Here is a 13,314-nt window from a genome sequence, read left to right on the forward strand (position 1 = left end):
CGATCGCAACGGCGCCCAGGCGGACTTCTCCGCCAGCCTCGGAGCCAATGTCACCTCAAGCCGTGGCGACACCCTCGGTCGCGCTGTCGGCTTCGCCCGCGACAGCGCTTCGGGCGCCCGCTACGTCCTGGTCCAGGGCGCCGATGGCGTGGTTCGTGGCGTGCGTACGACCGACCTCGAAGTCCAAGGCGACGGCTCGCTGAACAGCGAACTGACCGCCTACAGCTTCCGCCGCCTGCCGGAGCAGGGCTCCAGTGGAACGGCGGACGACACACGTCGTGGGCAGGACTGAAGTCCACTGATCCCTGCTAGGCCCCGCCCAACGGGCGGGGCCGTTTCGTAGCAGCGAAGTAGGCTGTCCCGATCCCAGGGGATGGCGCGGAACCCGAACCCGGTGAGCGCGTTGACGGCTTTCTGTAGTGTCGGGGGACGGACGATTGAAAGGTACAGCTGAGAATGAGGCGTGGCGCCTGGGCAGCCTTATCGAGGCCTTCCCCCTACCCGCGTTTGAAGTCGATCGCACTGGCGCTGTCCTGAGCGCCAACCGCGCGGCCGAAGATCTCCTGAACCTCCCTCGAAGCCGGATGGTCGGGTCCCGATATGACCAGCCCGTCTTGGACGTCTCCGAAGTGGATGGGGCGCCTATCGACTTTGAGCGCTCACCGGTGCCGCGTGCTCTGGCCGGAGAGACCGTTCGCGATCATCCGGTGCGCGTCAAAGTGGAGGGAAGAGACGCGCCCCTATTCCTATGTCTAAGCGCATCGCCGTTGCGCGATGACCACGGCGATGTGTGCGGCGCCGTTGTCACGGCTCACGACATCACCGGACAGCATCTCGCCGAGGACCAGCTAAAGCAGAGCCAGTCGCGTCTCAACGCTGTCCTCAACAACACCACTATGGCGGTTTTCGTCATGGATGAGCGACAGCACTGCATCTACGCCAACACTGCCGCCGAGCTGCTGACTGGGTATCGTTTTGACGAGATGCAGGGGCGGCCATTGCACGATGTCGTCCACCATACACGACCCGACGGCTCGCACTTCCCGCTCGAGGAATGCCCGATAGATCGGGCGTTCCCCGAGGACAACCAGGTTCAGGGCGAGGAAATGTTCGTCCATGCGGACGGATCGTTTTACCCAGTCGCCTTCACGGCCTCTCCGATCCGCGACGACGCATCTCGAACGGTCGGCACGATCATCGAAGTGCGTAATATCAAAGAGGAGCAGGGGCGTCGAAGAGCCCTAGAGATACTTAGCCACACGGCCGCCGCAGTGGCAGGAGAGCACGATCTCGACCGTCTGGTTCAGACCGTCGTAGATGCAGGCGTCGAAATATCCGGCGCTGCGTTCGGCGCGTTTTTCTATAACGTTCTAGACGAGGCCGGCGCGCGGTACACTTTATATACCCTCTCCGGCGCGCCTCGAAGCGCGTTCGAGCAATATCCGATGCCCCGTGCGACGGCGGTGTTTCACCCGACCTTCACCGGCGAGGGCGTGGTGCTCGCCGACGATATTCTCCGGGATCCGAGATACGGCCAGAACGAGCCCTACAACGGTATGCCGGACGGTCACCTTCCCGTCCGCAGCTATTTGGCGGTTCCGGTCAAGTCTCGCTCCGGCGAGGTGCTCGGCGGGCTGTTCTTCGGCCATCAGGACCCCGGGATCTTCACATCCGAGCATGCGGATAGAGTTCAATCGCTCGCCAACCAGGCGGCTGTTGCGATCGACAATGCCCGTCTGTTTCAGGCCAACCAGCGCGAACTGGAGCAGCGCTCTCGAGCTGAGGCCGGCCTGCGCGAACTCAATAGTGAGCTCGAACGTCGGGTCGCAGATGAGGTCGCGGAGCGCACCAGGGCCGAAGAAGCCCTTCGGCAGGCCCAGAAGATGGAGGCTATTGGCCAACTCACCGGGGGGGTGGCTCACGACTTCAATAACCTTCTGACCGTGATCATGGGCGGGCTGGAAATCGTCCGCCGCAGTGACAGCCTGGACGCGAGGGGTCGACGTTCGGCGGACCTTGCGTGGCAGGGCGCGCAGAGGGCGGCGACATTGACTAGCCGTCTGCTGGCCTTTTCGCGCCGACAGGCGCTCCAGCCGAAGCCGCTGGATCTGAACGTGGTCGTTCGAGATCTCACCGACCTGTTGCACCGAACGCTGGGTGAGCAGATCGAACTTGAGGGCGTGCTTGCGCCCCGACTTTGGCGCGTGGAGGCCGACCCGGGGCAGTTCGAAAGCGCCCTCGTGAACCTTGCCGTCAATGCGCGCGACGCCATGCCCTCGGGCGGCAAGCTGACAATCGAAACGTCCAATGCTTCGCTCGACGACGCCTATCAGGCCGTCGACGCCGAGGTGGTGCCCGGCCAGTATGTCATGGTGTGCGTCAGCGACACGGGATGCGGCATTGATCGGGATACCCTGACGCGCGTCTTCGAACCGTTCTTTACGACCAAGGAGGTAGGCAAGGGCACTGGGCTGGGCCTGAGCATGGTCTACGGCTTTGTGAAGCAATCCGGTGGCCACGTGACCATCTACAGCGAGCCGGGCGAGGGCACGACGGTCAAGATGTATTTCCCGAGATACTACGGAGACCTGACTGCCGAGCAGGAAAACCCGGTAGATAGAATGATCCCGGAGGCGGTCTCTGGCGAGGTCATTATCCTGGTGGAGGATAACGAGGACGTACGAGCCTACAGCAGCTCAGTTCTGCGTGAACTCGGCTACGAGGTGCTCGAAGCCGCCGATTGCGAGGCCGGTCTGGCCTTGGTGAAGTCTGCCCCAAGGGTCGATCTGCTTTTCACGGACGTTGTGCTACCGGGCCGAAGCGGGCGAGAACTCGCAGATGCCGCCTCCGCAGCGCGGCCAAATCTCCGAGTGCTGTTCACGACAGGCTATTCAAGAAACGCCATTATTCACCAAGGGCGACTTGATCCCGGCGTTCATTTGTTACCGAAACCGTTCACGTTCGAGCAACTCGCATGTCGGGTTCGTGATATTCTTGACCGACCGTAGGCACAGCTGCCCTGAAGGCGTAATAGCTATTCTAGCATGAGGTTTCGTCGAGCCGTCCGGCGTCGGGCTTCTGCAGATTTGCTCTTGACCCAATCTGCGCAGTCGGCGCAACGGGGCGGCCCGCTCAGCGTCTATGTCGAACGGACCTCGCTGCCCCACTAGACAGACCCGCCTCTGAGCCTGGCCGCCAGAGACCGCAGCACCTCAACCTGAATGTCGGTGGCCGGATGATCAAAGGCGAACTTGACGCCAAGCTCCCAGTCGCTTCGCCACACGACTTTCCCGTCGTAGCTCTGTCCGCCGACCTCCAGACGCACCAGGTCAGGGATGATCGATGGCGGGCACGACGATCGGACTCGGGCTCCCTCGTCGTGGATGTCGCGAACCACCCCCTGATGACGCTCGCCGAAGATGCCGTGAACAAGCGTGCAGGCCAGCGCGGTGCGGTCGCGCCGCTTCCGCCTCCGAGACTCCGGCTTCGGCTCAGTCAGCGGAGCGACAACCTCGGCGGCCATAGCGAGGAAGGCACGATCGGACATGAGCAGACTTTAGTGCCTGCGGCTTGGCTAAGGATTAACCGCGTCGTACGGCTTGGATAGCCGAGCCGCTTATTGGCAGAACCCTCAGTCAGAAGGCATCAACTTGCATTTCTGAGATTGAGTTTCGATAAAAGTCGCCACCCCAAATTAACAGCCACCCCCCGTTGGGGGATCGGACAGCAACGTGTCGAAGATCGAGTACTTGCGGGCAGAGGCCGGGCGTTGCCGCCGACTGGCCGACAGCATTTCCGATGAGGTGACGGCGCGATCGCTGCACGCCTTGGCTGACTCCTACGAGGAACAAGCGGTTCAGTTGGAGACCCAGGCGGACGACCCTCTAGACGATCAGGCGACTGCATAACTCGCACTCCTGGTGAGGGAGGTGCGGAAACACACTTGCTCAAGTCGAAAGCCCCCGGGTTTCCCCGGGGGCCGGCGCCTACCGAATGGCTATGCGGCCTCTGCGGCGCCTCTCAGCCTTCCGGTTGCAGGTTGCCGTCGCGGTCAAACCGGTCGCTGCGAGCCTCCGGTTGGCCGGGTTGCGGCGCACTGCCCGGGGCCACGCTCCGCTGCTGAGGCAGGCGACGGAACTGATAGGCGGTCAGGTTCGCCATGAGCTCGCCAGTTCCGTTGCCCGAGATGGACGTGGCATCCACGCCGCGGACCACGCCATCGGCGCCACGGACCAGCAGCTGCTGGGCCTGGCCGGCCGAGTTGCGCGCCACGCCAACCAGTTGGCCGAGGTTGTCGCCGCCGCTGGAGCGCACGGAGGCCCCGATCGAGGCGTCGAAGTCGAAGGATGCGCCGTTCCGGCTGGCATCGGCCGACGCGTCGGCGTCAGCCCGCGCGCGGGCGTCCAGATCACGGGCGTCACGGACGGTGTCCCGGGCGGCGTCGCGGGCGTCGCGCACGGTGTCGCGGGCGAAGTCGGTGGTGCCGCGGACGGTATCGCGGACACCGAGGTCGCCGGTCCGCACGCCGAGGCCACCGGTGATATTACCGCCCACGCCCCCCACTACCTGGGCGGAGGCCGGGGCCGCGAAAGCAATCAGGGCGGCGCCGGCCAGCAAAGCGGTCATACGCATGAGAAATGTCTCCAGACGCGTGGCTCAGGACCACGCGGCGGAGGAACGCGGCACATCGAGGACTGTTCCTAAGGCGGAGCTTACAGATCAACAGCTTAGCAGCAGAGCGGCTCGCTAGATCGATCGACTAGGGCAGGGAGTTGCGACTCCCAGGCTGTTCGATCGCCAGCCATTCCCGATCCGCGAGATCAGCCGCCGAGCTGAGCAGGGCTCCCAGGTCGAGATGTCCCGCCTCGCGGGCGAGGAAGGCCAGCCGGTGGGCCGTGCTGCCGATGTACCCAAGGGTTTCGGCCATGTCGTTCATATGTCCCCCGGCGCTAAGCGTCTGATCCGTTCTTTGGATCAGGACCTTGGATCATACCACCCACACTAGAAACGACCGTTTTCGGATCCCGCAAGCTTGTCCACAGGTTCCGCGTCGTTCGGAGATTTCCCGCATGTCACCACGTCTGTCCGAGCGGCCTATGGCTCGACTTCTGGGCGACGATCCGTGCACACTTAAACCGTGCACGATCCGTAGGGCATTGAGCTTAACAGCAATAGGGAATGCAGGCCCGGGCCTAGCGGCGAGTATGGCCCTCCCCTTCTGCTAACGAAAATGTCTGCGAAGCGGACGCAGAGGCCTATGGTGAGGTCTGTCACCACCGCCGAGGCGAAACAACGACCGTGCCCCATCGCGAAGCGCTCGACCTTATCCTCCAAACCTCGCTAGATGCGGTGGTCGTGATCGACGCCGTGGGCACGGTGACGGCCTGGAACGACGCCGCCGAGCGGGTCTTCGGCTGGTCGCGAGCGGAGGCGATCGGTAGTCCCATGGGACCTCTGATCATTCCGGCGCATCTCCGACCCGCCCATGAGGCGGGGATGAAGCGCTTCCTCGAGACCGGCCAGGGCCCAGTCCTGCGCAGGCGCATCGAGATCACCGCCTTGCGACGGTCGGGTGAAGAGTTCCCGATCGAGCTCATCATTACCCCGATGGGGCCGCTGGAAAATCTCCAGTTCCTGGCGTCCATCCGCGACATCTCCCCGGAAAAGGCTCTGCTTCGAACGCTCGAACGACGAGCGACTGAGGCCGGCCTCCTTCACCAAGTCGCCGCCGCCGCGTCGGAAACGAGGTCCCTGGACGAGATCGTCGCGCTCGCTCTCAGCGCTGTCTGTTCGCTCCTGAGCTGGCCAATCGGTCACGCCTTCCTCATCGAGCGAGACCGGCTGGTCGGCCACTCCTGGCACGGCGACCTAGCCGATCATGCCTTCCTAGTCGCCGTCACCGACGCGCGGACGTTTCAAAGGGGCGAGGGCCTGCCGGGCCGCGTTTGGGAGTCCGCTGCCCCTGAATGGATAGCCGATTGCGACAACACCAGCTTCATCCGCGGGAATAAGGACGACCTCGGCGTTGCGTCGGCTTTTGCCGTCCCGATCGTGACCCTCGGCGAAGTCGTGGCCGTGCTGGAGTTCTTCTCGCCTGCACCTCGCCCCCCCGACCCGGACCTGATCCGATCGGCTCAGACGATCGGCGCGCAGTTGGGCCGCGCGGTGGAAAGGCAGCGCGAAGCCGAGCACCAGAGCCTGCTGATGAGCGAACTCGCGCATCGGACGAAGAACCTCATGGCGATCATTTCCAGCCTCGTCAGCCAAACCTCACGCGGGGCCACTTCCCTCAAAAGCTACGTCTCGGAACTGCAAGGCCGGCTATCCTCGCTAGCCACAGCGCAAACAATCCTGGTTCGGTCTCAGTGGGAGCCGACCTCCCTGCATGTGTTGGTCAGAGATGTCGTCGGCCTGCACTGCCCTCCCGATGATCAGCCCTCACGGTGCAGGGCGCTGACCCCATGATCCCGGCCAAAATCGTGCTCAACCTGAGCCTCATCCTTCTTGAGTTGGCGACCAACGCCGTTAAATACGGCGCCTTCGCACAGCCGGGCGGATCGGTCGTTATCACGATCGGCTCTGACTTTGAGCGAGGTTCGCTTAGCCTTATCTGGCAGGAACGCGGAGGCCCCCCCTGCCACGACACGGGACGTGTCGGCTTTGGCACGCGGCTCATCGAAGCCAGCGTGCGTCACGACCTTCGAGGCCTCGCAAGCCGACGATACGAACCTTCCGGCCTAGTATGGGAGTTCGAGTTTGCTCTGCCTGATTGAGCCGCCATCTGAAGGCGAATGCTCCTGAAAAAGCGACTGTGGGCGGCCGTTGCTGTGCTAGGCGTCAGGCGCAGCCGCCAGGTCTCCGGTAGGACGGCGCTCGGCGCGCCCATGATCGCGAAGCTACGCCTCGTGCTGCGTCGGCTATGGTCTGGAGCGGTCCTAGGCGGGTTGCGCGAACCCCTCACGTTGGGTCCAGGCAGTTCGTCAGGCCGCACGAGCCGGAGGATCCTGCTCCGAACTCACGGCTGAGTTGATCGCAAGGTGCAGGTCTTCAATCCGCAGCGGCTTCGAAAGATGACCGTCGGCGCCCGCGCCGCGCCCCGCTTCAACGTGTTCCGGCAAAGCGTTGGCAGTCAGCATCAGGATCGGGGTGCGTTTGCGGCCTTGAGCCCCCTCCCGGGCGCGGATTTCCTTGGTCGCTGTCAGCCCGTCCATCACAGGCATCTGCATGTCCATCAGGATCACGTCGAATGCTTCGCGTTCCGCCGCAGCGACCGCTGCGGCGCCGTCCTCCACCTGGACCAGGTCGCACCCGGTGGGCGCAAGCATCACTTCCACAACCCGGCGGTTCACAGGGTGATCGTCCGCCAGCAAAATACGAAGACCGTGCGGCGCAGTAGTGTTCACGCTTTCCTTCTTGGAAGACATCGGAGCACGTGACGGGGGCAGAGGAAGCCGGGCCCAGAAGCACGAGCCACGTCCAGGAACGCTTTCGCATCCCACCTCGCCCTCCATAAGGGTCGCCAGCTCAGCACAGATGGAAAGCCCGAGGCCGGACCCCCCGTAGCGGCGTGTGATCGTCCCGTCCGCCTGCTCGAAGCGGCCAAAAATGGATGAGCATTGCGCAGGGTCGAAGCCGATCCCGGTGTCGCTTACCGTCAGCTTCACCCCGTCGGCGGAACTGGCGACTTCGACCACGATCTCGCCTCCGGTGGTGAACTTGACCGCATTCGAGACGAAGTTCGCGACGATTTGTCGAACCCGAATGGGGTCACCTATGAAGGCGCCGTCGGCTTCCCTAGCGATTTTGACGCCTAAGTTCGTTTGCTTCGCGCACGCCTGGGCCTCGTAAAGCGCCACGGTGGAACGAACCGTGTCGCCTAGATTGAAGTCGATGTGTTCGATCGCGAGCTTGCCGGCGTCGATACGCGCCAGGTCAAGCAGATCGGTCAGAAGGCGTTCCAGCGTCTCGCCGGACTCGCGGATCGTGCCCACCATCTCACGCGCCTCGACATCAAGCGGACGCTGCCCCAGCATCTGCGCCATGGCCACGACCCCGTTCAACGGGGTGCGTATTTCGTGCGACATGTTGGCCAGGAAAGTCGTCTTCGCCCTGTTGGCGGCTTCAGCCTTGCGGCGGTGCTCCTTGACGGCCGCCGAGCCCAACCGCAGCCGCTTGTGGGCCACGACCGCATTGACCGCGGTGCCGGCGCCGAAGCCGACAAGCAGGAGCATCGCCGCCTCCATTGCGGCCTTCTCGGCCAGCGGCGCTTCGAGTAGCCAGGGAAGCACGAGCAGGCCCAGCGCAGGCGGCACACCGCAGGCGATCATGTGGATGGGCGTACGAAAGCAGGAGCCGATCGCATAGACTGCGATCCCGGCCAGGAGAGATAGGGCAATGACGCTGGACGCCACAGATTGAGCTTGAAGGAGAAGAACGGCGCCGAAGGTCCAGCCGGACGCATTGCAAACCGAAGCCACCAGGCGCACACATCGGAAGAATACAGGGCTCCTGGCCATGCGTTCTCTGGAGATGGAGAGCGCTAGGAGGGACTCCGCGCCCAGCATCACCGTGAACCATGCCAGTACGTGAGTGATCGGCAGGGACTGAGCGAGGATCACCGACACCGCCAGGCCCAGGGCCAGCCGGCCCCACAGCTTCCTGCGTGTATGCGGAGCGGTTAGGTCAAATCCGTCGTCAAAACCCAGCCACTGCAGCACTTGCATTGGTTGCTCCCGTCCCCGGAGGACGTGTAGAGCTAAGTTGTTGAAGCTTCATGAAAGCTTCGTGGGGCGAGCATTAGGTTGGCCAACCGAGCCAGCTTTGAGGCGCCGCGAAGGCTAGACTGCGCACGACCACAAAAACATCAATCGCCCGCACGCCGCTCCGGCGCGGCCTGATGTTCGCTTCCCGGCAGAAAAGGTAACGGTTCGTCGAACGCGGTGATATGGCATTGCTGCTCGGGGGGGCGTCAGCACAGAACCGAACGGGGCAGGATCGGACCGTCTCCCTCCAGTCCTGACCCCAGTCGGAGCGGGCGCGGTCGACAGGCTGCGCCCCTCCTCATTGCCTAACTGAGCGTGGCCCCGTTTTCGCAGCATGTTGACCATGTCGGGCAGGGATGACCCAAAACGGCAAGCGGAGCGGTACCGCTGGCTCGCCGAACGGATCGCGGACAAGCGCATGGCCGAGGTCTTGCGCGCCCGCGCCGACGAGATTGAGTTGAAGCTTCAGTCCAGCGTTGGAGAGCGACGAGCGCCACCTATTCACTAGGTCCATCTCCACGACGGCATTGGCGAGGGTCGTCGGCGAAGGGGACGGCCGCATCCCATTGATGGCAGTTGCACGCCATTCTTCGAAGCAGTGCCAAATCCAGAACCGAGATCCGACCACGAGAGTATTCGATTGCGCGCCTGGCCTTGAGGTCGGTAGCCCCGGCCGTCACGGTTGTCCGCTGCACATTGAGGCTCGCGGCGACCTCCTCTTGGGTGAAGATGAAGGCCTGCTTCCCGTACCGCTCCGCCATGGAGAGAATGAAGGTAGCCAGCCGAGCCGCCGCAGGATGGGACATGGCGCATGCCAGCGCCCTCATAGCGCGGGCCTCGCGATCGTGAGCCAAACCGCGCACCTGCGCTCTCAACTCGGCGCTGCCTTCGGCCACCTCGTATAGAATATCGCTCGGCAGCACCGAGACAGCACCGGCGACCTTCACAATAACGGACCACCCGGCCGGTTGCCGCGCCAACGCCGGCGCCAATCCCGCCGCGCCTTCCGCTCCGATCATATACGTCTCCACCGGGCGACCTTCTTCCGTAGTGAAGGCGTTGGTGAGGAGTGCGGACAGAGGGAAATATACCTCTCGAACTCTTGAGAGCTGCGGGATCAGGATCTCCCCCCTCGAGACCTCGCGTATGCGCAAATGGGGGCCGAACCGCCTGAAGTCAGCCGACGGGAAAGACGCTAAAACCTGGTTGGTTGGCATCGCTTGCCTCAAACTCGAGACGGAAGTTACGAAAGTCTATACCGATTTTGCGGCATGCCGACACATCGCTAGTCGCCCCCCCGAAATGGAAGACGCGCGGCAGGGTCGCGCGCCGACAGCAGAAGCGGACGTCGGCTGTCTCGCGGCCCGGAGGGCCACCACCGATGGCTGGCATTTCACGACTGAACCATTTTGCCTTCCGCGCGTTTGAGTGGATCAGCAGAGGCGGGGGCCATGTCTGTAATCGACAAGCACAATGTGCGCATCTCCGGCGCGGGTGACCGGACGATGATCTTCGCGCACGGCTTCGGATGTGATCAGAACATGTGGCGACATGTGGCTCCCGCGTTCGAGGACCGCTTCCGCGTCGTCCTGTTCGACTATGTCGGGGCCGGGCCGACGGATCTCTCGCACTATGATCCTGATAAGTATGGGAGCCTCGACGGCTACGCCGACGACGTGGTCGCCATTGCCCGAGAGCTCGGCGTGCGGGACGGCGTGTTCGTGGGGCACTCTGTCAGCGCCATGATTGGTGTCTTAGCCGTCCGCAAAGACCCCGAGCTATTCGGCGACCTCGTCATGGTTGGCCCGTCGCCGCGCTATATCGATGACGAAAACTATATCGGGGGTTTCAGCGAGGCCCAGGTCCATGAACTTCTCGAGTTTCTAGACAGCAACCACCTGGGATGGTCGGAGGCTATGGCGCCGGTGATCATGGGCAATGGCGACAGACCCGAGCTCGGCCAGGAGCTGACCAACAGTTTCTGCCGCACCCACCCGGACGTGGCCCGCTGCTTCGCACGGGCGACATTCCTGTCTGACAACCGCGCGGACCTTGAAGGACTGGCGACGCGGACGCTGATCCTGCAGTGTTCGGAGGACGTTATCGCGCCCCGCGCGGTCGGCGAGTTCGTCCACGCGCGGCTGCCCAACAGCAGGCTGGTGGTGATGGAGGCCACAGGCCATTGCCCCAACCTCAGCGCGCCCCAGGAGACGATTTCAGCGATCCAGGCTTTTGTCTGAGCCGTGAGGGGCCGCCGTGACCTACTCCGGCTCTGACGAGGAACTGCTGGATCTCTTCGAGCATGCCCCCTGCGGTTATGTCGCGACAGACGCGTCGGGACGTATGACCGCTGTGAACGCCACGCTTGGCAAGTGGCTCGGTCAGGGGCCATCCGAACTGCTGGGACGCAAGTTCCAAGATCTGCTGAACATCGCGGGCAAGATCTACTTCGAGACGCACTTTGCTCCCCTCCTGCGCATGCAGGGCTTTTTCAATGAGGTGGCGCTCGATCTCGTCGCCGCGGACGGGTCGAAGACGCCGGTGCTGGTCAATGCGGTCGAGCGCCGGCGTGCTGACGGTTCAGCCGCCGGAATGCGCATCGCCGTGTTTAACGCCAGCGACCGGCGCCTCTACGAGAGCCAACTCCTCGACGCCCGCAGGCGCGCGGACACCCTCGCCGAGGACCTGCGCGTCCTGAACGTCAACCTGGAAGCCCGGGTGGCCGACGAAGTCGCCGAGCGCATGAAGGCCGAGGCCGCGTTGCGGCAGGCCCAGAAGATGGACGCCATCGGCCAGCTGACCGGCGGCGTGGCTCACGACTTCAACAACCTCCTGACTGTGATCATGGGCGGGCTCGACGGCATACGTAAGCACGTCGCGCTCCTGGAGCCTTCCGCCCCGGCCCAGAGGATCGAACGGTCGGCGGCGCTCTCGATGCAGGGCGCCCAGAAGGCCGCCACCCTGACCAAGCGGCTGCTGGCCTTCGCGCGTCGGCAACCGCTGGATCCGAAGCCGATCGACACCGGCAAGCTGGTCACCAGCCTGGCGGACCTCCTCCAGCGGACGCTGGGCGAAACGGTCAGTCTGGAGACCGTCAGCGGCGCGGGGCTTTGGCTAACACTGGCCGATCCGGATGAGCTGGAAAATGCGCTGGTCAATCTCGCCATCAATGCGCGGGACGCCATGCAGGGACAGGGCGGCGGGCGACTGACGATTGAGACGTCTAACGCCTTCCTCGACCACGACTATGTCGAGTCGATCACGGAACCGGTCAGTGCCGGACAGTACGTCCTGATCGCGGTGAGCGACACCGGTTGCGGCGTGCCGGAGGACGTCCTCGCGCAGGTGTTCGAGCCCTTCTTCACTACCAAGGCGGTCGGAAAGGGGACCGGGCTGGGGCTTAGCCAAGTCTACGGCTTCGTTCGCCAGTCATCTGGACACGTCAAGATTTACAGCGAGCCCGGCGTAGGCACGACCGTCAATATCTACCTCCCCCGGCTCAGCGGCGCCGAGGCGGCGGACGTGCCGGAGCGCGGTTCCGATGCCACCGTGGTTCATGGGGGGACCGAGACGATCCTGGTGGTGGAGGATCATGAGGAACTGCGGGCCTTCAGCGTCGCCACCCTTGCGGAGCTAGGCTACCGCGTCCTCAGCGCCGGCTCGGGGAGCGAGGCGATTGAGTTGCTCCGGCGCGAGCAGATCGACCTTCTGTTCACCGACGTCGTTCTCCCGGAAGGCATGAACGGCAGGCGCGTAGCAGATGCGGCGATCAACCTTCAGCCGCACCTCAAGGTGCTATTCACCACCGGCTATACGGCCAACGCTATCGTCCACAATGGCCGCTTGGATGCCGGGGTCGAACTGCTCAGCAAGCCATTTGCGGCCTCCGCGCTTGGCGCACGGGTCCGGCAAATCCTGGACCAATAGCGTCAGCTATGGGTGGGTCTCGACCGAACGCGGCAACAGACGCGTCGACTCTTCGAAAGCGGGGCCGTGGTCAACGCTCATTAGATGCAAGGACCGCAAAAGCGGATGATTGGCGCCTTCGCATCTGTTAGGTCAGCGACAGTCATCCTGTAACGAGCGAGGGGCGCATGGAACGGTCTGCGGCGGGTGTCTGGCTGGGCCGCTCGGACAAGGACGAGACCCTGCTCTACCGGATGGCCAACCGCCACGGTGTGGTGGCGGGGGCGACCGGCACCGGCAAGACCGTGACGCTCCAGATCATCGCCCAGGGTTTCTCGGACGCGGGTGTGCCGGTCTTCGCCGCCGACGTGAAGGGCGACCTGTCAGGCATCAGCCAGGTCGGGACGCCGAACGAGAAGCTGCTCGAACGCGCGCGCGGCATGGACCTGACGCTGGAGCCCAGGGCCGCGCCGACCGTGTTCTGGGACCTGTTCGGCCGGAAGGGCCACCCGATCCGAACCACCATCTCCGAGGTCGGCCCGCTGCTCCTCGGCCGGATGCTGGATCTGTCGGACGTGCAGGAGGCGGTCCTGTCGGTGGTCTTCCGCGTGGCGGATGCCGAGGGTCTGTTGCTGCTGGACCTCGA

12 protein-coding genes are annotated in these 13,314 nt (G+C 63.9%); 7 read left to right on the forward strand and 5 right to left on the reverse strand.

The window, feature by feature from the left end; all coding sequences use genetic code 11:
• Both Q0M60_RS11350 and Q0M60_RS11355 read left to right on the forward strand, forming a co-directional pair.
• Window positions 1-292: hypothetical protein (locus tag Q0M60_RS11350; RefSeq protein ID WP_296819428.1), on the forward strand; the 292-nt coding region annotated here is incomplete at its 5' end.
• A gap of 127 nt (window positions 293-419) precedes the next feature.
• The gene (locus Q0M60_RS11355; RefSeq protein ID WP_296819430.1) at window positions 420-3,008 is read left to right on the forward strand and encodes a PAS domain-containing protein; all 2,589 of its coding nucleotides are present in this window, start codon (window positions 420-422) and stop codon (window positions 3,006-3,008) included.
• A gap of 158 nt (window positions 3,009-3,166) precedes the next feature.
• On the opposite strand, the gene Q0M60_RS11360 is transcribed toward Q0M60_RS11355, so the two are convergent.
• The 3 genes from Q0M60_RS11360 to Q0M60_RS11370 form a co-directional block, all read right to left on the reverse strand.
• Window positions 3,167-3,547 carry a hypothetical protein gene (locus tag Q0M60_RS11360; protein WP_296819433.1) on the reverse strand — a complete coding sequence of 127 codons (381 nt, stop codon included), beginning with the start codon at window positions 3,545-3,547 and terminating at the stop codon, window positions 3,167-3,169.
• A 473-nt stretch (window positions 3,548-4,020) separates the two neighbouring features.
• Window positions 4,021-4,632 (reverse strand): hypothetical protein, encoded by a 612-nt coding sequence (locus Q0M60_RS11365; RefSeq protein WP_296819436.1) that lies wholly within the window; start codon window positions 4,630-4,632, stop codon window positions 4,021-4,023.
• Window positions 4,633-4,759: 127 nt separating this feature from the next.
• The gene (locus tag Q0M60_RS11370) at window positions 4,760-4,927 is read right to left on the reverse strand and encodes a hypothetical protein (protein ID WP_296819439.1); all 168 of its coding nucleotides are present in this window, start codon (window positions 4,925-4,927) and stop codon (window positions 4,760-4,762) included.
• 371 nt (window positions 4,928-5,298) lie between these two features.
• On the opposite strand from Q0M60_RS11370, the gene Q0M60_RS11375 reads away from it, so the two are divergent.
• Complete coding sequence (locus Q0M60_RS11375) at window positions 5,299-6,465, forward strand: PAS domain S-box protein (protein ID WP_296819441.1); 1,167 nt, start codon at window positions 5,299-5,301, stop codon at window positions 6,463-6,465.
• Window positions 6,462-6,773 (forward strand): hypothetical protein, encoded by a 312-nt coding sequence (locus Q0M60_RS11380; protein WP_296819444.1) that lies wholly within the window; start codon window positions 6,462-6,464, stop codon window positions 6,771-6,773. The genes Q0M60_RS11375 and Q0M60_RS11380 overlap by 4 nt, the downstream gene beginning before the upstream one ends.
• A 207-nt stretch (window positions 6,774-6,980) precedes the next feature.
• Here Q0M60_RS11380 and Q0M60_RS11385 read toward each other — a convergent pair whose 3' ends face one another.
• The gene (locus Q0M60_RS11385) at window positions 6,981-8,723 is read right to left on the reverse strand and encodes an ATP-binding protein (RefSeq protein WP_296819447.1); all 1,743 of its coding nucleotides are present in this window, start codon (window positions 8,721-8,723) and stop codon (window positions 6,981-6,983) included.
• Window positions 8,724-9,259: 536 nt separating this feature from the next.
• Complete coding sequence (locus tag Q0M60_RS11390; protein WP_296819449.1) at window positions 9,260-9,781, reverse strand: Crp/Fnr family transcriptional regulator; 522 nt, start codon at window positions 9,779-9,781, stop codon at window positions 9,260-9,262.
• 432 nt (window positions 9,782-10,213) lie between these two features.
• Here Q0M60_RS11390 and Q0M60_RS11395 point away from each other — a divergent pair, with 432 nt between their 5' ends.
• The 3 genes from Q0M60_RS11395 to Q0M60_RS11405 form a co-directional block, all read left to right on the forward strand.
• The gene (locus Q0M60_RS11395) at window positions 10,214-11,002 is read left to right on the forward strand and encodes an alpha/beta hydrolase (RefSeq protein ID WP_296819452.1); all 789 of its coding nucleotides are present in this window, start codon (window positions 10,214-10,216) and stop codon (window positions 11,000-11,002) included.
• A 16-nt stretch (window positions 11,003-11,018) separates the two neighbouring features.
• Window positions 11,019-12,689: a PAS domain-containing hybrid sensor histidine kinase/response regulator gene (locus Q0M60_RS11400; protein ID WP_296819454.1), complete on the forward strand. Its 1,671-nt coding sequence runs from the start codon at window positions 11,019-11,021 to the stop codon at window positions 12,687-12,689.
• A 233-nt stretch (window positions 12,690-12,922) separates the two neighbouring features.
• The coding region (locus Q0M60_RS11405) for a helicase HerA-like domain-containing protein (protein ID WP_296819456.1) at window positions 12,923-13,314 on the forward strand (392 nt) is incomplete at its 3' end.

The sequence above is a fragment of the Brevundimonas sp. genome (assembly GCF_024711105.1).
Lineage (GTDB): Bacteria > Pseudomonadota > Alphaproteobacteria > Caulobacterales > Caulobacteraceae > Brevundimonas.